The organism is Myxococcota bacterium (genome assembly GCA_039030075.1).
Classification (GTDB): Bacteria; Myxococcota_A; UBA9160; order UBA9160; family SMWR01; genus JAHEJV01.
The window spans coordinates 115,809-138,273 of record JBCCEW010000005.1 but is presented as its reverse complement, the minus strand read 5'-3'; the positions used below and the strand labels follow the sequence as shown (position 1 = coordinate 138,273).

Annotated in this window: 18 protein-coding genes; 13 read left to right on the top strand and 5 right to left on the bottom strand. The window is 67.9% G+C overall.

The window, feature by feature from the left end:
* Positions 1-22 precede the first annotated feature (22 nt).
* Together AAF430_07280 and AAF430_07275 are read right to left on the bottom strand one after the other, a co-directional pair.
* A complete protein-coding gene (locus tag AAF430_07280) occupies positions 23-283 on the bottom strand; it encodes a hypothetical protein (GenBank protein ID MEM7410016.1) in 261 nt (86 codons plus the stop codon).
* A 272-nt stretch (positions 284-555) separates the two neighbouring features.
* Positions 556-1,689, bottom strand: coding sequence for a DUF1214 domain-containing protein (locus AAF430_07275; protein MEM7410015.1), 1,134 nt, complete (start codon positions 1,687-1,689; stop codon positions 556-558).
* 194 nt (positions 1,690-1,883) lie between these two features.
* On the opposite strand from AAF430_07275, the gene AAF430_07270 reads away from it, so the two are divergent.
* The 10 genes from AAF430_07270 to AAF430_07225 all read left to right on the top strand — a co-directional run bounded on the left by AAF430_07270 (position 1,884) and on the right by AAF430_07225 (position 15,271).
* A complete protein-coding gene (locus AAF430_07270) occupies positions 1,884-3,416 on the top strand; it encodes an aldehyde dehydrogenase family protein (protein MEM7410014.1) in 1,533 nt (510 codons plus the stop codon).
* Positions 3,417-3,603: 187 nt separating this feature from the next.
* Complete coding sequence (locus AAF430_07265; GenBank protein ID MEM7410013.1) at positions 3,604-4,479, top strand: SDR family NAD(P)-dependent oxidoreductase; 876 nt, start codon at positions 3,604-3,606, stop codon at positions 4,477-4,479.
* A gap of 34 nt (positions 4,480-4,513) precedes the next feature.
* Positions 4,514-5,764, top strand: a complete 1,251-nt coding sequence (locus AAF430_07260; GenBank protein ID MEM7410012.1) for an amidohydrolase family protein — start codon at positions 4,514-4,516, stop codon at positions 5,762-5,764.
* A 5-nt stretch (positions 5,765-5,769) separates the two neighbouring features.
* Positions 5,770-6,390, top strand: coding sequence for a TetR/AcrR family transcriptional regulator (locus tag AAF430_07255; protein MEM7410011.1), 621 nt, complete (start codon positions 5,770-5,772; stop codon positions 6,388-6,390).
* Between the two features lie 10 nt (positions 6,391-6,400).
* Entirely contained in the window at positions 6,401-7,633 is a 1,233-nt protein-coding gene (locus AAF430_07250; protein MEM7410010.1) for an amidohydrolase family protein, read from the top strand.
* A 72-nt stretch (positions 7,634-7,705) separates the two neighbouring features.
* Entirely contained in the window at positions 7,706-8,473 is a 768-nt protein-coding gene (locus AAF430_07245; GenBank protein MEM7410009.1) for an acetoacetate decarboxylase family protein, read from the top strand.
* Positions 8,474-8,568: 95 nt separating this feature from the next.
* Positions 8,569-9,282, top strand: a complete 714-nt coding sequence (locus tag AAF430_07240) for a PEP-CTERM sorting domain-containing protein (GenBank protein MEM7410008.1) — start codon at positions 8,569-8,571, stop codon at positions 9,280-9,282.
* Between the two features lie 65 nt (positions 9,283-9,347).
* Entirely contained in the window at positions 9,348-10,934 is a 1,587-nt protein-coding gene (locus AAF430_07235) for a hypothetical protein (protein MEM7410007.1), read from the top strand.
* A 281-nt stretch (positions 10,935-11,215) separates the two neighbouring features.
* Positions 11,216-11,548, top strand: a complete 333-nt coding sequence (locus AAF430_07230; protein MEM7410006.1) for a hypothetical protein — start codon at positions 11,216-11,218, stop codon at positions 11,546-11,548.
* A 54-nt stretch (positions 11,549-11,602) separates the two neighbouring features.
* A complete protein-coding gene (locus AAF430_07225) occupies positions 11,603-15,271 on the top strand; it encodes a hypothetical protein (GenBank protein ID MEM7410005.1) in 3,669 nt (1,222 codons plus the stop codon).
* Positions 15,272-15,322: 51 nt separating this feature from the next.
* On the opposite strand, the gene AAF430_07220 is transcribed toward AAF430_07225, so the two are convergent.
* Entirely contained in the window at positions 15,323-15,955 is a 633-nt protein-coding gene (locus AAF430_07220) for a hypothetical protein (protein MEM7410004.1), read from the bottom strand.
* 189 nt (positions 15,956-16,144) lie between these two features.
* Between AAF430_07220 and AAF430_07215 the strand changes: the two genes are divergently transcribed.
* Entirely contained in the window at positions 16,145-16,555 is a 411-nt protein-coding gene (locus AAF430_07215; protein ID MEM7410003.1) for a DoxX family membrane protein, read from the top strand.
* A 30-nt stretch (positions 16,556-16,585) separates the two neighbouring features.
* Here AAF430_07215 and AAF430_07210 read toward each other — a convergent pair whose 3' ends face one another.
* Positions 16,586-19,021 (bottom strand): MMPL family transporter, encoded by a 2,436-nt coding sequence (locus AAF430_07210; GenBank protein ID MEM7410002.1) that lies wholly within the window; start codon positions 19,019-19,021, stop codon positions 16,586-16,588.
* 144 nt (positions 19,022-19,165) lie between these two features.
* Between AAF430_07210 and AAF430_07205 the strand changes: the two genes are divergently transcribed.
* Complete coding sequence (locus tag AAF430_07205; GenBank protein ID MEM7410001.1) at positions 19,166-20,434, top strand: cytochrome P450; 1,269 nt, start codon at positions 19,166-19,168, stop codon at positions 20,432-20,434.
* A gap of 68 nt (positions 20,435-20,502) precedes the next feature.
* The gene (locus tag AAF430_07200) at positions 20,503-21,510 is read left to right on the top strand and encodes an LLM class F420-dependent oxidoreductase (GenBank protein MEM7410000.1); all 1,008 of its coding nucleotides are present in this window, start codon (positions 20,503-20,505) and stop codon (positions 21,508-21,510) included.
* Between the two features lie 141 nt (positions 21,511-21,651).
* Here AAF430_07200 and AAF430_07195 read toward each other — a convergent pair whose 3' ends face one another.
* On the bottom strand, positions 21,652-22,455 hold the full coding sequence (locus AAF430_07195; protein ID MEM7409999.1) for an SDR family oxidoreductase: 804 nt from the start codon (positions 22,453-22,455) through the stop codon (positions 21,652-21,654).
* Positions 22,456-22,465: the final 10 nt, after the last annotated feature.

The following is a 22,465-nucleotide window of genomic DNA, read 5'->3' as shown; positions in this document are numbered from 1 at the left end:
GACCGGGGCGCTGTGAGTCCCGCTACTCGAGGACGGTGCCGCCCTTCTCGGCGCACTCGTCGGCCGAGGTGTACACCCAGCCCTTGCCCTTGCAGCTGTTCTTGCCACCGCAGTCGTGGCTGCCGTCGGCGGCGCCGCAGGCACCCGTGCCGGCGCACGAGTTGATGCCTTCGCACTTCACCTTGTCGCCGCCATCACCGTGGTCGTCCGCCGTCGCCACACCCGGCGCAGCCGCCATCAGGCCCAGGGCGGCACTCGCCACCAGCAATCCCTTCATCTTCATGTCGTTCTCCTTGGCTGTCGTGCAGCCGTTGCGCAAGCGGCCGGAAACCCGGTCGTCGGCAGCACCCCGACGCTCGTCGGGGAACACGTGCCCCTTCCTACGCAGCCCCGGGCCACTCGGTTACCCGGCCGTCCCCCCGGGCTGTGTTGGGGTCTTCGACGCTCCGCCGAACCGGAGGTTTCACTCCCTCGCCCCCCCAACCGCAGAATAGCCCCGTACCGGGGCGACAGCGCCCGCCGTGCCCTCGGAAGGCTCGCGGCAGATTGGAGCGGTCAGGCGCCCTCGCGTCCCTGGGCCTTCAGTGACGCCACAGGGACGAGCTCGGCCTGGGGCGTGTCGATCTCGCCTTCGGGCAGCATGAAGCGCCAGAACACGAGACCGAAGGCGCGGCCTTCCGTATCGAGCCAGTTCGGGACGCCCGGGTCTTCGTGGGCGATCACGATCCGGTAGCTGCCGTCGGGCTCGAGCACCGTCTTCTTGCGGTTGAGCGTGACCGAGCGGTTCAGGTAGTCGTAGGTCTGCATGTGGGTGTTCCACAGGCACACGTTCGCGCAGCGCACATGGTCGGGCCAACGGCCGGTCATCACCAGCGCCTGATCCGGACCGACGACGAAGGGCGCCATGCTGTACGCGGCGTCGGCCGCCGCCTGGGCGAAGTTGCCCGGCTTCACCGGCTGCGGGAACTCGTTGGGCACGCGCGAGACGAAGTCGGGTTGTTCGCGCGGCGGCGGACCCATGTCGAGGGTCGACGTCCGCATGAACGCCGCGACCCGCCGGATCGCCGCCGCGACGTTGGCGTCGTTCGGCGCGTCGGGCGCCGGACCCGGGTCGAGCACCTCGATGCGCAGGTCGGTATGGCGCGGCTCGATCGGCGCCGGCTTCTCGTCTTCGTAGTAGTGGCGGGTGGTGAGACGGTCGGCGTCGGGCGGCAGCGGCAGGTAGTTGCGGTCGCGCGGTTCGCCTCCCAGAAAGATCTCGAAGCTGCCGTCGGCGGCGACGTCGAACTCGCTGTCGTTGATCACGCCGCCCGTGCTGCGGGAGAACTCCCCGTTCGGAGCGCCCGACTCGATGGTGATCGAGACGTACACGGCCCCAGCCATGTTGCCGGTCAGGCGGTAGCGATGATCCGGTGAGATCGCGGTCTCGAAGTAGACCGCGTCCGAGTTGTCGCCCAGGAACTTGCGGGTCGGCAGCGGAAACTCGCGAAACCAGGGCCGGGTCGGGTGCGACTCCTGACGCGTCACGAGGGAGGCCTCGAGCAGGTGCAGGACGGCGCGCAGGGCCTCGGCCGTGGCGTCCGGCTGTTCGACACCCCACTCGGGCCCCGCGTAGCGATCGGCAAACTCGCGCAACAGGTCGAGCAACTCGTCGAAGGCGACGCGACTTTCGGCTGCAGCTCCAGACATCCGGCTCTCCTCTCGGCGGGATCGGCCCGCCCGCTCCATGCTGCGCTCCGGCGGCCGCCGAGACAAGCGCCGCGGTGGTCAAGAGCGCCTGCGAATCCGGTTCGCGAGCCGTCGATTGCGGAGGCCCGCCTCCGATCGCATGCTGGGAGCCTACGCGGTTCGTAGGAACCGCCCGCTGCTACGAGGAGAATGCCATGGCCCTGTTCGAACCCATCGCTTCCGACGGCCCGCGCCAGCGCTATCGGATCACCAGCCCAGTTACGCTCGAACCGATCGGCGACTTCGAGGCGGGCACCGCCGACGACGTCCGCGCCGCGGTCGAGCGAGCGCGCAAGGCCCAGACCGAGTGGCGGAAGCTCTCCTTCGATCAGCGCGCCGAGTACCTGTGGCGTCTCGTCGATCAGATCGTCGCCCGCCAGGACGACATCGTCGATCTCGTGCGGAAGGAAACCGGAAAGCCGCGCAGCGAAGCGATCAGCATGGAGGTGATGGCGCCCTGCATGCAGATCTCCCACTACGCGAAGCGGGCGAAGAAGTACCTGCAGACCCAGAAGCGCCCCGCGTCCGGGATGATGCGCTTCACCACGAAGGTCACCCTCGTCTACCAGCCCCTCGGAGTGGTCGGCCTGATCACGCCGTGGAACGGCCCGGTGGCGCTCGCGGCGAATCCCCTCGCCCAGGCGGTGATGGCCGGCAACGCCGTCGTGCACAAGCCCAGCGAGGTCACGCCCTTCTCGGCGGTACTCTTGAAGGAGCTGACCGACGCCGCCGGCTTCCCGGAAGATCTCTATCAGGTGGTGCAGGGCGATGGCGCGACCGGCGCGGCGTTGATTGAGGCCGGCGTCGACAAGGTCTCCTTCACCGGGAGCGTCGCGACGGGTCGCAAGGTGGGCGAGGCCTGCGGGCGCCTGCTGATCCCCGTCACCCTCGAGCTCGGCGGCAAGGATGCGATGGTCGTTTGCAAGGACGCCGATCTCGACAAGGCGGCCGACGGAGCCGTGCGCGGCTCCTGCTTCAACAACGGCCACTTCTGCTGCGGCACCGAGCGCATCTACGTGCCCGAGTCGATCTACGAACCCTTCGTCGACAAGGTGGTCGAGCAGACGAAGCAGCTCGTGCAGACCGACGCCCCCGATGGCGACGTCGGCGCCGTGTTCTGGGACAAGCAGATGGACATCATCGAACGCCACATGGACGACGCGCGCGCGAAGGGCGCGAAGGTGCTGGTGGGCGGCAACCGCAACCCGGACCTCAAGGGCTTCTATTTTCAGCCGACCGTCGTGGTCGACGTGGATCACGACATGGAGCTGATGCGCAGCGAAACCTTCGGGCCGATCGTGGCGATCCAGAAGGTGAAGGACGAGGAAGAGGCGATCGCCCTGGCGAACGACTCGGACTACGGACTGTCGGGCAACGTTTGGACGAGCGACGCCGACAAGGGCGTCGCCTTGGGCGAGCGCATGGAGACCGGCAGCGTCAACGTGAACAACATCGCCATGACCTACGGCATCCCCGAGGCGCCCTTCGGCGGCCTGAAGGCGAGCGGCGTCGGACAGGTGAACGGCGAGACCGGCATCCGCGGCTACTGCCACGCCCACCCCATCCTCGTGGACACCGCGAAGAAGGCCCAGGGCGGGTACCCCTACACGAAGGAAGGGGCGGACGGGATGCAGAAGTTCATCAAGTTCGTGTTCGGGAACCGGCTGCTGCGCAAGCTGGTGGTCTAGCGGCCCGAGGCCGATGATCGGCCGGCACGGTCGGCTGCGCGATATTCCAAATATTCGGAATTATTGCGTTTTCCAAATTATTGAACTCCGATCATTTTTTGATTGCGGTTCACACGCCCGTCCTTCAGCATGCCCGCCTGGCCCGGTGCCGAACGCCGGGTGCGCCCACATTCGGCAGGAGGGTTCGATGCAGGAGTTTCGAGATCGCGTCGCAGTCGTCACCGGCGGTGCCAGTGGCATCGGCAAGGCCATGGCGAAGGCCTTCCTCGGCGAAGGCATGAAGGTGGTGATCGCCGACGTCGAAGAACCCGCTCTCAAGGCCGCCACCGAAGAACTGGGCGGCTCGATCACCGGGGTCGTCACCGACGTGTCCGATGCGAGCTCGGTGAACGCCCTCGCCGATCGCGTGTTCGACGAGCACGGTGCCTGCCACCTGCTTTGCAACAACGCCGGCGTGTCGGTCGCGAACCTCGACCTCTGGGAGACCGAGCCCTCCGACTTCCAGTGGGTGCACGGCGTCAACATCGCAGGCGTCGCCCACGGTGTGCAGGCCTTCGTCCCGCGCATGCTCGCCTCGGGCGAAGAGGGCTTCGTGGTGAACACCTCTTCGGGCGACGGCGGCATCTCGCCCCTGGCCCAGCAGGTCGTCTACGCCTCGAGCAAGGCCGCCGTCTCGATCATGACCGAGTGCCTCGCCGCCCAGCTGATCGGACGCGACACGAAGCTGCGCGCCGCGATCTTCTATCCCTCGGGCGGCATGCTCGACACGGGGATCTGGACGACGAAGCGGAACCGTCCGGCCGAGCTCGCGCGCAAGGTGCAGGTAGACGCTTCCCAGGAGACGACCTTCGACGCGTTCATGCAGGGCGCGAAGGCGGCGGGCTTCGAGCTGCCCGTGCAAGACCTCGACGAACTCGCCCAGTTCCTCCTCGCCGGCATCCGCAACGAGGACTTCGTGATCATGATCGATCGCCAGTCGATGGAAGCGACCCTGAAGGAGCGCGCCGAGAAGCTCGCGCGCGGCGAGTGCCCGATCGAGCTCCAGCACATGGGCCTGAGCTAGCGCGCGCGTCCGTCCGTCTCCTGGGGGAACCACCATGTCCAAGAACGTCCTGATGATCAGCTCGGATTGTCACGCCGGCGCGCTGCCCGTGACCTACAACGAGTACATGCCGAAGAAATTCCACGAGCACGCCGATCGCTGGTGGCTCGGCTACGCCCGCGAGATGGTGTCGCGCGCGGGCACCTTCTTCGACCAGGAGGCGGTCGACGCCTACGCCGACAAGGCAGGGCAGGGCGGTGAGAAGATGAAGCTGATGGCGCGCACGGTGAAGGGCGACATCGACGACGCCGTGCTCAGCGCCATGCTCACCGACGGCAACAGCCCGTTCGCTCCGCGGCAGGGCGAGTGGGACGCCACGGTCCGGCTCCGCGACCTCGAAGCCGACGGCGTCGCGGCCGAGGTGATCTTTCCCCAGATGGCGCCCTTCGGTGCCGGCCTCATGCAGTACCGCAACCCGGTGGATCCGGAGTGGAACCAGGCGGGGATCGAGGCCTACAACCGCTGGCTCGCGGACCTCTGCAACGAGCATCCGGGGCGCCATGCGGGGGTCGCGCTGATCAACGTCGACGACATCGACGTGACCGTCGCCGAGATCCGCCGGGCCCGCGAGTCGGGCCTGTGGGGCGGCGTACTGCTCCCGTCCAGCACCGGCGACCAGCCCTTCTACCACCACCCGCGCTACGAGCCGATCTGGGCGGTCTGCGAAGAGCTCGAGCTGCCGCTGCAGTCGCACTCGGGCTGGTCTCCCGACTACGGCGACCTCGAGTGCGCAACCGCGATGTTCATCTCGGAAGTCGACATGTGGGCCCACCGGCCGTTCACGGCGCTCTTGTGGTCGGGCGCCTTCGAGCGGCACCCGAACCTCAAGTACGTACTCTCGGAGACGGGCTGTTCGTGGATCCTGGAGACGCTGCGACTCCTCGAGTTCAAGAGCGCGAACCCGATCTTCAAGCACTTCACGAAGGACCTCTCGCTCACGCCCACCGAGTACTTCCAGCGCCAGTGCTACATCGGCGCGTCCTTCATGCCCGACCACGAGGGTCGCGATCGCTACAAGATCGGCCTCGACAAGCTTATGTACGGCACCGACTACCCCCACCTCGAGGGCACCTGGCCGAACACGATGGACGCGCTGCGGTCGGTGTTCGCCGAGTATCCCGAGGACGAGACCCGCGCGATCCTCGGGCTCAACGCCTTCGAGGTCTACGACTTCGATCGCGACCTCCTCGAGCCCATCGCGGACAAGATCGGTCCGTCGCTCGCCAGCATTCGGGGCGAGGCCTAGCCCCGATGGCCGAAGCGGCCGAGCTTCTGCCGAGCCGCCGCGAGCGGCGACGCCTCGAGATCCGGGAGCGGATCATCGACACGGCGATCGCACTGTTCGAGAGCCAGGGGTACGAGGCCACCACGGTCAACGAGATCGCCACCCAGGCCGACATCGCCTACGGGACCTTCTTCAACCACTTCCCGTCGAAGCTCGATCTGCTCCAGGAGATCTCGGACCAGCTGTTGCGCACCACCTTCGAGGGCATCGAAGAGGTCAGCAAACGGCCGGGCCCGTTCTCGGAGCAGCTCGTCCGCGTCTTCGAGGACGCGGCCGCCAGGGCGCTCGAGATGGGACCGCGGCGCCGCGAGCTGCTCGGCACGCTCTTGACCGTGGCGTTCCCCGAGCGCGCCGTCACCGCCGACCGGCGCTTCCACGACGCATTCCGGGAATTCCTGAGCGAAGGGCTCGCCAGCGGTGGCGTTCGCGACGACGTCGACCTCGACACCCTTTCCGAGGTGGTCGTCGGCTCCTGGTACTCGATGTTCCTTTCCTGGGTGCACTTCGACGACTACCCGCTCGCCGCGCGGGTCGCCGCGACCTCACGCTTCCTGGCCGACAGCCTCCGAGCGAAGACGCCCGCTTGAAGGAGAACCGATGAACCGCTTCCTCGTCATCTCTTCCGACGGACACGCGGGCCCGCGACCCGAGGTGTACCGCGACTATCTCGACCCGAAGCACCGCGATGCGTTCGACGTCCAGCACGCGGCGCGCATGGCCGCCCTCGAACAGGCGAGCGAACGGCTGGAGATGGCGCAGGAGAGCGCGAGGTGGGCCGAGGACAAGGCCTGGGGCCTGTCGGGCGCCTGGGATTCGGACCGTCGCAACGAGATCCTCGACGCCGACGGCATCGCCGCGGAGATCCTGTTCGTGGACGGGCTGACCGAGCGCAATTCGCCGCCCTTCGGTGGCGACCTCTCGCTCTCCCCGATGGGGGCCGACCCGGAGCTGCAGTGGGCCGGCGCGCGCGCCCACAACCGTTGGCTCTCCGAGTTCGTCGCCATGTCCCCCGAGCGCCGCTTCGGGCTGGCGCTGATCCCGCCGTTCTGGAGCGTCGACGAGTCGGTGAAGGAGATCCGCTGGGCCCGCGAGCACGGGCTGCGCGGAATCATGCTGCCCCACATGTGGGTCGACCAGGATCCCTACCACCACCCGAAGTACGACCCGATGTGGGCCGAGTGCGAAGGCCTCGGAATGATCGTCCACTACCACTCGGGTGCTGCGCCGATGCAGGACTACTTCGGCGCGAACATCTTCGGTGCGAATCCCGCCGCCGAACCCGGACCCGATCTGCCCGGCGGGCTCGGCATCTACGTCACGGAAGTCGCGTGGTGGTTGGCACGCCCGCTCTGGTACATGATCTGGGGCGGCGTATTCGAGCGGTTCCCGACGCTCAAGGCCGTGGTCACCGAGGGCAGCACCATCTGGGTGCCCGAGCTCCTCGAGCTGATGGACCACCGCTTCAGCGACCACCACTACTCGGCGAAGCTCGGCACCGGCTACAAGAGCCACCTGACGATGAAGCCGAGCGACTACTTCCGTCGCAACATCCGCGTCGGCAGCTCGGCGATGTCGCGGCGCGAGGCCGAACTGCGTCACGAGATCGGACTCGAGACGATCATGTGGGGCACCGACTACCCGCACCCGGAAGGCACCTGGCCGATCACCCAGCAGATCATGATCGACACCTTCAAGGGCTTCCCCGAGGAAGACATCGCGAAGATGCTCGGGGAGAACGCGGCCGCCTTCTACGGCTTCGACACCGAGAAGCTCGCGCCGCTGGCCGCGCGTATCGGGCCCGAGCGTCACCTGTTTCGCGACGAGGCCTGAGCAACCCCGTCCTCTTCTCTGATCCCAAACCCCAATCGAGCATTCCGGGCGCATGCCCGCAAGGAGACCGACATGGCGAACCTCGACGACTTCAAGATCCAGCCGGGCGACATCATGGGCTGGCCGATCCTCAAGATCGACTACCCGACCGACCCGAAGAACATCGCGGCACTGCTCCCGCCGGGCATCGACCCGAGCGCCGAGTCGAACGTGCATCTGTCGATCTACTGCGTACCGGTGCCGGACGAGCCCGAGTACGGCGTCGTAGTCAGCGTCGACGCCGACTATCGCGGCACGCCCGGCGTCTACTCGCTGGTCTACGGCATCGACCAGGAGTCGGCGGTGCACATCAGCAAGGAGACGAACGGCCAGCCGAAGGTGCTCGCCGAGATCGAGTACTACCGGCTCGGCGAAGCCGTGCGCGCGCGCTGCATTCATCAGGGCTACACGTTCATCGAGTTCCAGGGGAAGACGGTCGGGCCGGCCGAGCTCCCCGAGACCCAGCTCGAGTACGAGTGGTGGATCAAGGCCTCGCGCGCCGTCGGCGGCGCCGAGAAGGCCTACGACTTCCCGCCCCACGTCGTGCAGGTGCGCGCCGACTACCAGCCGATCCACCGCGAAAAGATCGAGGGCGAACTCCGCCTCCTCGAGAGCCCCTGGGATCCGATCGCCCAGCGGCTGCCGATGGCAGGCCCGGCCTCGGCCTATCTCTCGTGGGCGATGCCCACGGCGCGGGACATCACGCTCGAGGGACCGATCGACCCGGAGGCCTTCTGGCCCCACGTCGACACCATCAGCAGCTCGCGCTGGCCGGGCACAATGGGCGGCCCGAAGCGCTAGATCCGTGAGCCGGCCCTGCGCGGGAGTTCCCCTGCGGGGCCGGCCTTTCACATGAAAGTGACGCCCGAAGCGACCGTCCCGCGTAGGATGGCCGCATGCGCGACCTCCCTCGATCGCGTCGCGGTTCCCTCGGAAACCGCGCCGCTGCTGTCTTCGTGTTCGGTGTCGTCGGGCTCCTGGCGATCCCCGCCCTGGCGAATTCCTTCGCCGCGAACATCGCCTACACGCTCGAAGCGAGCGTCGTCTCTGCCGCGGGCAATGACGACGAACTCTTGCAGCAGACCGAGCTACTCCCGGTCGACGTCTCGGTCAGCGCTGGCTTCATCTCCCCTGGGGTCGTCGTGGCCACCGCCTCACTCGATGTCGAGGAGATCACCGCCCCCTTCGGCGGCGGCATCTCCTTCAATGGCCTGAGCGGCGCCAACGCGAGTCTCGAAGGCCTTCCCGGAACGGCATCCGGCCGCTCCGCGTTCTCGATCGATCTCGTTTCGACGACGACATCGCCCTTCGCGCTGCGGATCGATCGCGTCCTGGAGGGTGCCAGCTCGATCCGCTTGATCGAGCTCCTCGGCGGTGGCGGCGAGCAGGAGATCCTGAATCTGACGACCAGCGGCGTCACGGACATCACCCTCGGCATCCTCACCGGGTATCGCCTGGAGTTCGAGTCCGTATCCCAGGCCGACGCCGAAGGCATCACGACGGAGATCGGCCAGTTCACCGGCACCGCCAGCTTCGTGCTCGTCCCCGAACCCGCGACGGCCAGTCTCTTGCTCGCCGGCCTCGGGTTCCTCGCCCGCCGCAGGCGCTAGCCGCCGCAAGAGGCCCGTTCGACACCGGTTTGCCACGCCAGCGGCGCGCGCCGTAGCATGCGCGCGTGTGGACCCGTGAGAACGGAATCGCGTGCCTCGTCCTCGCTGTTCTGACGCTGGCGGTCTACGGCCAGGCGCTCGGCTTCGAATTCGTCCGCTTCGACGATCCGCGCTACGTCACCGAGAATCCACAGGTGCAGGCTGGGCTGACCGCGGACAGCGTCCGCTGGGCGTTCACCACCTTTCACAAGTCGAACTGGCACCCGCTCACCTGGCTCTCGCACATGCTCGACGTCGAGCTCTTCGGACTCGACCCGTCCGGACACCACGCGACCAGTGTCTTGCTGCACCTGCTCAACGCGTGGCTCGTCTTCTTCGCGCTTCGCGCCCTGACCGGTGACCTCGCGCCGTCGTTCGGGGTGGCGGCGGTGTTCGCGGTGCACCCCCTGCACGTGGAATCCGTCGCCTGGATCGCCGAGCGCAAGGACGTGCTGAGTTCGACCTTCGGTCTGCTCGCCCTCTGGGCTTACGCGGGCTACGCGTGGGAAGACCGCCGCCGTCTCTGGTGGGTGTCGCTCGGTTGCTTCGCACTCAGTCTCCTGGCGAAGCCGATGTGGGTCACGCTCCCCTGCGTTTTCCTGCTTCTGGACCGCTGGCCCCTCGCGCGACTGGGATCCTGGCGTGAGGGTTTGGTACGTGCGCTCGAGAAGCTCCCGTTCTTCCTGCTCTCGGCCGGATCGAGTGTCGTCACGCTCGAAGCCCAGCGCGCGGGCGGGGCCACCGCGTGGCTCGACCCGAACCTGGGCGAGCGCCTCGCCTCCGGTGCCGTCGCCTACGCGACCTACCTATGGAAGGGCGCGATGCCCATCGGGCTGGGCGTCTTCTACCCCCATCCCTATTCGGCGAGCGGGGTGGCCCCGTCCTCGGGCGAGGTGACCGCGGCCCTCGCCTTGCTGGCGGCCATCACGGCGCTCGTCGCCTGGAGCCGCCAGGGCTCCGCCTGGACCGGTTGGCTCTGGTTCATCGGAACGCTCTTCCCGGTATCCGGGTTCGTGCAGGCGGGACTGCAGGGGATGGCGGATCGCTACACCTACTACCCGAGCCTCGGGCTCTCGATCGCGATCGCCTGGGCGATCCGAGCGCAGCTCCGCGACCGACCTCTGCGGCTACGTCGCGCGGCCGCCGTCTGCGGCGTCCTGCTGCTCGCGGCCTGGACCGTCGCCGCCTGGCACCAGACGCGCACCTGGCGCGATTCGGTCACGCTCTTCGAACATGCCCTCGCCGTGGCGCCGAGCGCCACGATCCACAACAACCTCGGCGCCGTGCACGGCGATGCGGGCTCCCTGGACGCCGCCCTCCACCACTACGAACGCGCCGTTGCGCTCGACCCGGGCCACCGCGTCGCCCACCGCAACCTCGCGCTCCAGCTGCGCGCGCGCCGCGAGTTCCGACGTGCCACACGGCATTGGCTCCTCGCCCAGGACATCCCGCTCGACTCGGCCCAGGGCGAGCTCTCGCTCGGGGTGGCAGACGAGGCCTCGGGCGACCTGGACGCCGCCGTCGATCGCTACCGCCGTGCGCTCCAGCTCCAGCCCGAGCTCGCGGCTGCGCGTGAGCGACTCGAGGCCGCCGAAGCCGCGCGCGATCGCTGAGCCAGCCCCATCTGCCTGGCGATTCCAACCCGGTTGGAACTCGCCGGTGGCAGCGGACGGCCGCCCCGACCGACCGGCTCGCCCACGCAAACCGCTGTCGGTGACGCTGCGAAACAACTTGCAGCGCTCGCCAGGCTTTGCGGAACCCCGCCCATCCGACGATGTGCAGTTCGGGCTCCAACCGTTCGCGCGGTCGACCGATACGAAGGTCCGGCACGAGTTGGTACGGCGCTTGCTCCATGGGGGGCCACGGCGCATCGCCCCAGATCTCTGGAGGAATCATGAAACGCTTCGCAGCCCTTCTCCTCAGCAGCCTGCTCCTCGCATCGGTCGCTCAGGCCGGACCCATCAACGGTTCGGGACTGATCGAAGGCAAGGACGCCGCGACCGGACGCCTGATGATCGAAGGCACCGTCTATCTCGTGGATCCGGAAGCCCAGCTCCTCTGGGAGAACGGCGACGCGTTCACGATGAGCTCCCTGATGGCGCAGAACATCGATGCGCCCGGCGGTCTCTGGCCGCTCCTGCGTGCCGAGTACGAGGGCAGCGACGGCGCGACCCGAAGCGACCCCGACGTCCTCGACCGCATCGTCATCCGGTACGCCTCCGAATAGTTCCGCTCCACTCGAGCGCGCCCTTCCCCAGCCCCCAAGCCACACGGGAATCCCATGAAGACCATCGCCACCCGACACAAGATCCTTCTGGTTGCCTTCGCGGCCGCGCTGCTGTTTCCGGCCAGCGCCAGCATCGCGCAGGACACCGACCTGTTCACCAACCGCGTTCCCCCGAACGTGATGCTGGTGGTCGACAACTCGGGTTCGATGAACAACCTGGTGTGGCACCCGGCCTTCAACCCGACGGTGAACTCCACCTGCGTGGCCAACTTCGGCTTCGATATCGACAACGACGTCAGCTACTCGTTCACGGGCAACCTCACCTCGACCCAGTGCGGCAACACCCGCACCCTCTGGGCCGACGACACCATTACCGGCAGCACCCGAATCCTCGGCCGCTACCTGAACTGGTACTTCAGCGACGAAGCTGCGCCCGTCTTCAAGGGTGTCGGCAACAACGACGTCGACAACATGGACAGCCTCGCGAACGGCACCCGTTCGCAGTGCCTGATCGACGAGGGCTACGCGACCACCTACAGCCGCTACCGCCGCTCGCGCATCACCGCCGCCCAGGAAGTGCTGCGTGAGGTGATCTGCCAGGTGAACCTGGCCGGTGCGGTGCGCTTCGGCCTGGCCCAGTTCCGGGACGACGACGACCCGGAAGGCGGCTTCGTCGCGGTCCCGATCGACGACTATACCACCGCCCACGCCACGGCGATCGACACCTTCATCGACGACCTCTCGGGTGAGACGTGGACGCCCCTCGCCGAGACCCTCTACAACGTCTACCGCTACTTCCAGAGTCGCACGAACCCCGCGGACGGCGTCGACACCAACGATTTCCCGGCCTACGACTTCGATACCGCCGGTGTCGAAGTGGCGATTGCGAGTGCGCCTGTCACGCCAGTCCAGCTCGAGTGCCAGAGGAACTTCGTCGTGATCATCACCGACGGTGAGCCGACGAAGGACGACTTCAACAACATGGACGGCAGCTACGACGACCTCGTCGGCAACTTCAACCCCGACGACCTGCTGCCGGAGGCCGGCGACGAAGAGCCCGACGACTCCTGCTCTTTCTGCAACGACACCTCGCTGTACCTCGACGACCTCGCGATGTACATGCAGACGGCCGACTTCCAGGAAGATTTTGCCGGGACTCAGACGATCGACGTCTACACGGTGGGCTTCACCACCGGCGGCCCGGCGAACCAGCTGCTGCAGAAGACCGCGGACGTCGCCAACGGCCTGTTCCGCCAGAGCAACAACGCGGAAGAGCTCGCCGACGCGCTGATCGAGCAGATCGTCGACATTCTCCAGAAGACCCAGGCCTTCACTTCGGCGACGGTGCCCGCGAGCCGGACCACCGACGGCGACTCCTTCTACACCAGTTACTTCCGCCCGAGCGGCCTGACCCCCTTCTGGGAGGGCCACCTCAAGAGCTTCAAGTTCACGGCGACGGGCGACATCCTGACCGCCGACGACAAGTGCGCGATCGGCGACGATACGCTCGACCCGCCCTGCCCGACCAACGGCAACCTGCTGACCGAGTCGAACGCGGTGTGGGATGCCGCGGATGAGGTCCCGGACCCGGCGGACCGCAAGCTGCGGGTCGGCTTCAGCTCGCTGGCCTTCGGTGCGGGCGCCTCGAACTTCTTCAACAACTCCTCGGGCACCATCACCCACACCCAGACGCGCGCAACCCTCGGGCTCGACACGGCTCCCGACGCCCAGCTGGCGAAGGCGCCCTTCAACCTCCCGAACCCGAACTCCACGGCAGATCTCGACGGGCTGGTGCCCCAGCTGGTGAGTCAGATCGCCGGCTGCCAGTTCGGCACCCTCTTGGGGACCGACTGCGACAACCGCGAAGACGCGAACGGCAACGACGTGCTGCTCGGCGACATCTTCCACTCCACTCCGGTGATCGTGGACTCGCCGAACGCACCCATCAACAGCCTCTCCTACAAGCTCTTCGCCAACGACTACCGCGAGCGCGACCGCGTGATCTACGCGGGCGCCAACGACGGCTGGCTACACGGCATCCACGCCGGCATGTGGGACAACGCGCTCACGCCGAAGCGCCATGATCGCGGCACTGGCGCCGAGCTGATGGGCTTCATGCCGAGCGAGATCCGCGACAAGATCTGGTCGCTGCCGCTCAGTCAGCCGCCGGGCAGCGTGCGTACCGACACGTTCGTGGACGGTCCGCTCGCCGCAGGCGACGTCTGGATCTACCGCACCATCAGTGGCGGTCAGTTCACGACGGTGGTCGACCCGGATGCCGCCACGAAGCAGAAGGAGCAGTGGCGCACGGTGCTGATCGGCGGTCTCCGCGACGGCGGCCGCAGCTACTACGCCCTCGACGTCACCGACCCGAGTGACACGGCCTACCCGCGCTACTTCTGGGAGTTCCCCTGCCAGAGCTGTGGCGTCGCCGTGAACCCGAATTCGGACGACGACGTCGTGACCGGCGGCCCCGATCCGAAGCAGCTGATGGGGAACACCTGGAGCGAGCCGGTGATCACCCGCGTGCGGGTACGGGTCGACGGTGACCCCAACGGCTCCCACGACCGCTGGGTAGCGGTGTTCGGCGGGGGCTACGACGTCTGCGGCGACCCGAACAACATCGCCTACCACCAGCAGACGGCGGGGCTGGCCTGCGACAGCGCCGACCCGGACAAGTACCTGCGGGGTCGGGCCATCATGATGGTCGACATCACCACCGGTGAGCTGCTCGGCATCAAGGCCTTCCACACCTCCGACGTGAGCGTCGGCGGCGGCCAGGTCACCTACGACGAGATGAACTTCGCCTTCGCGTCGCAGCCCGCGGTCTTCGATACCAACTTCGACGGCTACGCGGACGTCATCTACATCGGAGACCTGGGCGGCAACATGTGGCGCTGGGTGGTCTCCCCCGTCGGCGACGACCCGGTCAACAACGCCATCGCGAACAAGAGCCTCGGTCAGCCCGACTGGCCCTTCCAGCTCTTCTTCAAGGCCAACCACAGCAACGACGAGGTCTCCCCGCCCGCCGCGTGGGACAGCAGCACGCACTTCCAGAGCTTCTTCTTCCCGCCGACGGCGACGAAGAAGGGCAACACGCTGACCCTGGCGTGGGGTGCGGGCGAGCGCGCGGCTCCTGACGCGGGCGTGGACGACACGCCGGGCTCTCCGCCGGCGGGCAAGTCCAACAACAACCACTTCTACGTGGTGAAGGACACGGACCCGCTGGCTGCTGGCGGAACCGCGGCGGTGATCACCGAGGACGACCTGCTCGACATCGCGGACATCGACTCGGGCTTGAAGAACTGCACGGACATCGGCAAGGGGTTCTTCGTGACGGGTCGCGACCGGGAGAAGTTCATCTCGAACAGCGTGATCTTCCTCGGCGACATCATCACGACGTCCTACGTGCCGGCGCCCACCTCGGCCAGCCTGTGCAACGCGACCGGCCAATCCTTCCTCTACCGCTTCTCCTTCGACTGCGGCGATCCGGGCTTCCCCTCGAACCCCGGCACCGCCGAGGACAAGCGCCGGAAGGCGATCGGTCAGGGTCTCCCGACCCGTCCGCGGGTCTCGGTGGGCGACCTGAACACCGGCGGCGCATCGGGCGGCTGCAAGAACAAGGTGGTGGTGATCACCAGCGACGGTCAGATCGAGAACGACTGTCCGGGATCGCTGCCCACCAGCGGCATCCAGATCCGGAGCTGGCGCGCGAACGACTAGCTCGAATGAGCGGGGGTCCGGCAGGCGCCGGGCCCCCGCTGCCGCTTCGCACTAGCCGTCCCCCAGGTCCCGATGCCAGTAGGCGCGCAGCACCCAGAGCTGCACGACCAGCCCGGCGTTCGCCAGGACCAACGCGCCGAGGGTCCACGCCGACGCGGCGCCGGTCGCCGAGACGAGCCAGGCCAGAAGGCCGAGCGCGACGACCATCACGACGCTCGGCACGAAGCTCTCGATCTCGACGCCGACCTCGGGATCCGCGACCGGATCCTCGGCGATCGCCGCCGTGAAGGTCTGATAGGACACGACCGACGCGACGCCGAAGACCACGGCGAGCAGCAGGAACCACCGCCCGGCGTGCTCCGGCGCCATCGATTCGATGAGCATGAACTGCAGGCCGCCGAGGACGAAGGGGAAGATCAGGTCCCGGAAGCGCGGCAGCCATTCGAAGCGCAGCACGACCGTCGCGAACAGCACCCAGATCACCACCACGCCCATGAAGACGGCGAGGGCCTGGAGCACGCCCGCCGCCAGGGCGTCGACCTCGCGCCAGCGGTCGAGGCTCAGCACCCCGCGTTCCCACAAGAGCTCGAGGGCGAGCGCCTGCAGGATCCCCAGCACCGCGAGCAGCACCTGGGGAAACTGCTGCTTCGCGCGGTCCCTTCGCGTCGAGATGGGCGCGCTCATCTCGGCAGGGTTCGGCCTTCGCCGCGACATTGCAAGCATCGTGTCGCCCGACCGGCCCGACGCGAGCGGCCGCTCCCCGGGTACGGTACGCATCCGGGCACGGGCGGCGCCGGCTTCGATCGCCCGGAACCGCCTCGGTCGCGCCCCGAGTCACGCCCGCTGTTCGCGTCGGCGGCGAAAGGAATCGTCTTGCCCACCTCGCTCCCGCTTCCCGAGCATCCCGCCATCGGCTGGCTGGGACGTCTGCTCTTCACGCTGATCTTCTTTCTCTCGGGCGTCACCCACTTCACCGACATCGAGGGCTATGTCTCCCTGATGCACGAGCAGATCCCGTTCCGCACCTTCTGGGTGCTCGTGTCCGGAGTGGTCGAGCTGGCCGGCGCGGTGCTGATCCTCTTCGATCGCCACGCACGCCTCGGCGGCTGGCTGATCGTGCTCTTCCTGGTGCCGGTCACCTTCACCGTGCATGGCTACGAGATGCTCTACGCCGATACCGAGCGGATGCGCGCGATTCAGCTCTCCTTCTTCTTGAAGGGCCTCGCCATGACCGGCGCCGCACTGCTCATCACACAGCTCGGCGTACGGCGCGAAGCAGACTGAGCGTGCGCTACGCCCTGCGTTCTTCTTGACCTAGGCCGCCAATGGCGCCTTCCCCTCTGCGCGGGTCACCAGCACCATCAACGCCGGCGCGAGCAGGATATCGGCCCCGAAGGCGGCGACCGTCCCGAAGAGCGACAGTCCGCCGAACCACATCGTGTTCTGCATGTACGAGAGCAAGAACACGCTGAAGCCCATCGCGAGCACGATCGAGGTGAAGAGCAGGGCGGTCCCCGTCGTCAGCAGAGTCTCGTGGACGGCGTAGCTGGCGTCGCCGGTTTCGTCGTAGTAGCGGCCGAAGCGGTGCATGAAGTGGATCGTGTCGTCGACGGCCAGACCGATGATCACCCCACCGATCAGGAGGGTGCCCGCGTCGATCGGGACCCCCCAGTAGCCCATCAGCGCGAGCACCAGGTACACGGGGATCAGGTTGGGGATCATCGCGACCAGCCCGCGTCGTAGATTGCCGATCAGGAACACCATCAGCGGCGTGATCACGGCCAGTGCGAACACGTACGAGCGGCTCATGCTGTAGATCACACCCTCGAAGACGCGGGTGAAGAGCACGGCGCCCCCGGTGAACTCGTACGCGAGGTCGTCGCCCAGAATCTCGGTCCAGCCACGGTGCATCGCCTCGAGGAAGCTCGGGTACTCGAGCGCGTCCACCCAGGGCGTGCGCACCGTCACCCGCGCCTGCTGGAAGCGGGTATCGGTCCACTCTTCGAGGTCGTCGCTGCCGCTGTTCTCGAAGAGCAGCATCTCCTGGGCGATCACCGCGCGCTCGGTTGGCAGCCGATAGAAGCCGGGGTCGCCGCCGTTCAGCGCCTGGTGCGTCTCTTTCACGATGTCGACGAGGGAGAGCACCTTGCCGACCGGGCGCCCGGCGACGTCGAGCGACTCGCTGAAGCGCATCGCCCGGTCGATCCGCGCCATGCCGTCCGGATCGTAGAGTCCGTTTTCCCCGGGCGTGGTGATCACCACCTCCAGCGACGATGCTCCCTGGAAGTGGGCGTCGAAGGTCTCCTCGGCGACGCGCACGGGATCCTCTTCGGGGAACCAGCGGATGCCATCGTGGCTGAACTGCACCTGGCGAAACCCCGGCCACGCGAGCGCGAGGAGGATCGCCGTCGCCACGACCACCGCCGTCGGATGGCGCGTCGAGAGCGTACCCAGGCCCGCGAGGAAGCGATCCGCCGGGCGGGGCTGGTGCTTCCCGGCGCGCGCGGTCCGCGCCCGGAGCGGCGTGATCGAGAGCAACGCCGGGAGGAGCGCCAGGCTGTAGAACATCGCCAGCAGCACGCCGGCCGGGGCCAGCACACCGAGCTGGGCGATCGGCGCGAGCTCGGCGAGTCCGAACGAGGCGAGCCCGGCCGCGGTCGTCAGGCTCGTCATCACCACCGCAAGACCCGAATGGCGCAGGGCGAACACGATCGCCTCGGACTTCGCATCGCCTTGATCGAGCCGCCGATAGGCGATCGATTGGATGTGCACGGCGTCGCAGACGCCCACCACGAGCAAGAAGGCCGGCAGGACGTTCAGCGTGATCGAGAACGGAATGTCGAGCCATACCATGAAGCCCATCGTCGAGAGCATCGAGAGCACGACGACGAGCAGGGGCAAGAGCATCCCGGAGACGCGCCGGAACAGGAAGAAGAGGAGCAGCGCTTCCAGCACCAGCGACACCGACATCAGCACGCTCACGTCGTTCTGGAGCAACGCGTTCATGCGGTGGTCGAAGATCGGTCCGCCGATCACGTGCACCTCGACGTCGTCTCGGCCGTTCCGGTCGAGCAACGCGTAGAGCGCGTCGCAGAGGGCGTTCCCTTCGACGTCGGTCAGGTACTCGGGTGACGCGCCCTCGCCGACCGCGTCGGCTCCCTCGAAGCCCGACAGCACGTCGTCGGAATCGTGCTGGGTCGAGTAGGTGAAGGGCTTGATCGAGATCACCGTGAAGCGGCTGTCCGGCGTCACGAGGTTCCCCTGATAGAACGGGTTCGCGAGCGCCCGCGCTCGCAGCTCGGCGAAGTCGGCGGGCGAGGACGGCCAGTCCTCCATCAACTCCTCGACGATCAGCTCGTCGCCCTCGCCGCGGGTGTTCCGGGCGTTGACGAGGCTCAGCACCTCTTCGACGTAGGGCACCTCGGCCTCGATGGCGCGGTGAACCTCGCGCAGCCAGGCCGCGAAATCCGGTGCGAAGACGTCATCGGCGCCCAGCAGTACGAGGACGCGATCCTCGCGATCGAACTGCTCCTTGAACCGGTCGTAGCGCGCGCGTTCGGTGTCGTCCTCGTGGAGGAAAGCCTCGCTCGAGTTGTCGACCCGCAATCCCGGCAGCTGGGCGATCCAGAACGCCGAGAAGAGCGCGCAGACGAAGATCACGCGCCACGGGTGATGCACGACCCATAGCGACCACGCCGCGATCCCGGCGTCGATGCGGCTTCGAAACCCTCGGGACCCTCGCGTGGACACGGAACCTCCCCGACGGTGGCGCGCCCGATGGGGCGGCCCGCTAGCGTACACTGGCTCGTGCACGCGGTCCGGCGGGCGAAACCCCGCGCTTCGTTCAGACGCGGGACCCGACGGAAGGGTTGAAGTGTCATGACGGATTCGGCGGTGCCCGAACCCCCCGACGGAGCCGAGACCCCGCGCGCGCGCCTCTACTCGGAGGATGCGCGCGAGCTCCTGCGCACCGAGACCCTCGACGACCCCTACCCCCTGTTTGCCCGCCTCCGGCGCGATGCCCCCATCGCGCGCATCGCGGACACCGGGGTCCACCTCGTCGCGAGCTGGGACCTGGTGGAGGAGGCGCTCGGCCGCGAGGACGACTTCTCGGCGAATCTCACCGGCGTGCTCGTTGCCGACGCGAACGGCGCCCCGAGTACGTTTCCGCTGCCCGACTCGGGCGCGAGCCACGTGATCGCCACGGCGGACGAGCCCGAACACGCGCTCCACCGCCGCATCGCCCAGCCGCGCCTCACGCCTGCCCGGGTCGCGCGGCTGGAGGCCGATCTCCGTCGCTGGGCCTCCGAGTCGCTGGGGCCGTTCGTCACCGCGGGTGGGGGGGAGTTCGTGCCGATCGCCGAACGCATCCCGGCGCGCGCCGTCGCGCGCATCCTCGGGTTGCCCGATGGCGATGTCGAGCGACACCGGCGCTGGGCCATGATGGGGGGCGAGATGCTGGCCGGCCGCCTCGAGCCCGAGCGCCTCGGGTTGCTCGCACGCGAGTCCGCAGCGATGGCCGACTACCTGGGTGCCGCGCTCGACGCGCCCGCGCCTGCCGGAGACGACGACGAACCCATGCGGGTGGCGCTCGCGCGCGCCGCGGCGGCCGGAGACCTCCCCCGCGAAGCGGCCGTCGGCATCGCGATCGTCATGTTCGGTGCGGGTGGTGAATCGACGGCCGCGCTGTTGGCGTCAGCGGTCTGGGTCCTCGCCCGGGGTCCCGAGCTCGTCGAACGCCTGCGCCGCGACCCGGGCGGGATCCCTCGCTTCGTCGAGGAGGTCGCGCGTCTCGAATCCCCCTTTCGCTTCCACTATCGGGTGGTTCGCCGCCGCTGCGTGCTCGGCGGGGCGCGGCTGGAACCGGGCGATCGGCTGATGCTCTTGTGGGCCTCGGCGAACCGCGACGAGCAGCACTTCGAGGCGGCAGACCAGCTGCGTCTCGACCGCCGCCATCCGAAGCGGCACCTGGGCTTCGGTCGGGGCGGCCACTTCTGTATCGGGGCGCCGCTCGCACGGCTCGAAGCGCGGGTGCTCCTCGAGGAGCTGCTGGGCCGCACGTCGTCGATCGCGCTGGCGGGCGCTCCCGTCTTCGCGCCGAGCGTCTTCGTCCGGCGGCTCGAATCGCTCCCCCTGCGGGTCGTGGCGACCCGCCCCGACTGACGCCGGGACGTTGTGCTAGCCCATAGGCCTCGCCGCGCGGTCCCCGCGCGCCCCCAAGGAGAATCGCCGTGAAGCTCGGAGTGCAGCTCGGATACTGGCAGGCCCAGCCCAATCCCAACTTCGTCGAACTCGCCCAGGAGGCCGAACGCTGCGGCTACGACTCGGTCTGGACCGCCGAGGCCTGGGGCTCGGACGCCTTCACCCCGCTCGCCTGGATCGGCGCCCACACCGAGCGCATCAAGCTGGGCACGGCGATCGTCCAGATCTCGGCGCGCACCCCCACGTCGACGGCGATGCACGCCCTCACCCTCGACCATCTCTCGAAGGGCCGGCTGCTCCTCGGCCTGGGCGTGAGCGGGCCCCAGGTCGTCGAAGGCTGGTACGGCCAGCCCTTCTCGAAGCCGCTGTCGCGGACCCGCGAGTACGTCGACATCGTGCGCCAGGTCTTGAAGCGCGAGAAACCCGTCGAGAGCGCCGGACCCCACTACCCGCTCCCCTACAAGGGCGAGGGAAGCTGGGGGCTCGGGAAGCCCCTGCGCCCGATCACCCACCCGCTGCGCGCCGACGTCCCGATCTACCTTGGCGCGGAGGGTCCGAAGAACGTCGCGCTCGCGGCTGAAGTCGCCGACGGCTGGCTTCCCCTCTACTACTCCCCCTTCCGACCCGAGGTGTACAGCGAGTCGCTCGGAAGCCTGAAGCCAGGCTTCGAGATCGCGGTGGGCACCAGCGTCAACATCACCGACGACGTCGAGGCCGGCTTGATGGCGACGAAGTTCATGCTGGGCTTCTACATCGGCGGGATGGGCGCGAAGAAGCGCAACTTCCACAAAGAGCTGATGGCGCGGATGGGCTTCGAGGCCGAAGCCGACCAGATCCAGGAGCTGTTCATGGCGGGCAAGCGCAACGAAGCCGCCCAGGCCGTCCCGAACGAGTTCGCCGACGAGATCACGCTCACCGGCCCGATCGAGCGGATTCGCGATCGTCTCGACGCCTGGAAGGAAACGCCGGTCACGTCGATCCTGGTGCAGCCCACCAACGTAGAAACGCTTCGCGCCGTCGCGGAGATCGTTCTTTAGTCTCCGCGTCCGCGTTGCGGACGCTGCGCGCCGAGCGAGCGCTGGCGGTGGCACGGGGAAGCCCGAGACCGCGCCCGCGTGGGAGCGGCTTGCTCGGTTCTGTGCCTTGCTCGTCGCTAGCGATGCCAGCTCGCGAGCGCTTCAGCCAGAAATTTCGTCCATCGCGTTCAATACGTTCTGGAAGCGCGTTGCGAAGAGCTCGCGCATGTCGTCGTGGGTGAAGATGTAGGCGAGGTTCTTGCGGATTCCGCGGACGACGATCGGACCGACGTCGTCGGGCTTCATGCCATCGCGGATGAACGGGGCGAGGGCTTCCGACACCGCGCCACTCTGGTCGGAGGCGCTGCGCAGCCGGTCGGAGGCCGGTAGCTCCGTGTCGATCGGACCCGGACACAGGGTGGACACCCCGATGCCGTGGGGCTCGAGTTCCCCCCGGAGCGCTTCGGAGTAGGCGACGACGCCGTACTTGCTCACCGCGTACGCCACGCCCTCACCGTGGGAAAGGAAGCCGCCGATGGAGGCCGTGTTCACGACGTGGCCGCCGCGTCCCTGCTCGCGTAGGAGCTGCGCGAAGCGCTGACCCACCCGGAACATCCCGTCGAGGTTCACGTCGAGCACGAAGCGCCAATCGTCGAAGGTGAGCCCGCTCATCGGCCCGCCGAGGTAGACCCCGGCGTTGTTCACGACGACGTCGGCGCCGCCGAAGTGCTCCTGGCTTGCAGCGACCAGGGCCTCGACCGATTCGGCATCGCGCACGTCGACCGCCACACCGTGGGCCTGGGCACCGCCCTGGCGCAACTCGTCGGCCGCGGCTTCGACGGTTGCTGCGTCGATATCCCCGAGCAGGACCCGCATCCCCTCCGCCGCGAAGGCCCGCGCAATCCCCAGACCGATGCCGCGCGCGCCGCCCGTGATCACGGCGACCTTTCCTTCGAAGTGTTCCATGGCGCGTACG

Bases quoted from the DNA above. Each gene is read 5' to 3' on its own strand.
- AAF430_07275 (MEM7410015.1), bottom strand. From the start codon at position 1,689: ATGTCTGGAGCTGCAGCCGAAAGTCGCGTCGCCTTCGACGAGTTGCTC.
- AAF430_07250 (MEM7410010.1), top strand. From the start codon at position 6,401: ATGAACCGCTTCCTCGTCATCTCTTCCGACGGACACGCGGGCCCGCGA.
- AAF430_07245 (MEM7410009.1), top strand. From the start codon at position 7,706: ATGGCGAACCTCGACGACTTCAAGATCCAGCCGGGCGACATCATGGGC.
- AAF430_07265 (MEM7410013.1), top strand. From the start codon at position 3,604: ATGCAGGAGTTTCGAGATCGCGTCGCAGTCGTCACCGGCGGTGCCAGT.
- AAF430_07195 (MEM7409999.1), bottom strand. From the start codon at position 22,455: ATGGAACACTTCGAAGGAAAGGTCGCCGTGATCACGGGCGGCGCGCGC.
- AAF430_07260 (MEM7410012.1), top strand. From the start codon at position 4,514: ATGTCCAAGAACGTCCTGATGATCAGCTCGGATTGTCACGCCGGCGCG.
- AAF430_07255 (MEM7410011.1), top strand. From the start codon at position 5,770: ATGGCCGAAGCGGCCGAGCTTCTGCCGAGCCGCCGCGAGCGGCGACGC.
- AAF430_07225 (MEM7410005.1), top strand. From the start codon at position 11,603: ATGAAGACCATCGCCACCCGACACAAGATCCTTCTGGTTGCCTTCGCG.
- AAF430_07270 (MEM7410014.1), top strand. From the start codon at position 1,884: ATGGCCCTGTTCGAACCCATCGCTTCCGACGGCCCGCGCCAGCGCTAT.
- AAF430_07220 (MEM7410004.1), bottom strand. From the start codon at position 15,955: ATGAGCGCGCCCATCTCGACGCGAAGGGACCGCGCGAAGCAGCAGTTT.
- AAF430_07230 (MEM7410006.1), top strand. From the start codon at position 11,216: ATGAAACGCTTCGCAGCCCTTCTCCTCAGCAGCCTGCTCCTCGCATCG.
- AAF430_07280 (MEM7410016.1), bottom strand. From the start codon at position 283: ATGAAGATGAAGGGATTGCTGGTGGCGAGTGCCGCCCTGGGCCTGATG.
- AAF430_07240 (MEM7410008.1), top strand. From the start codon at position 8,569: ATGCGCGACCTCCCTCGATCGCGTCGCGGTTCCCTCGGAAACCGCGCC.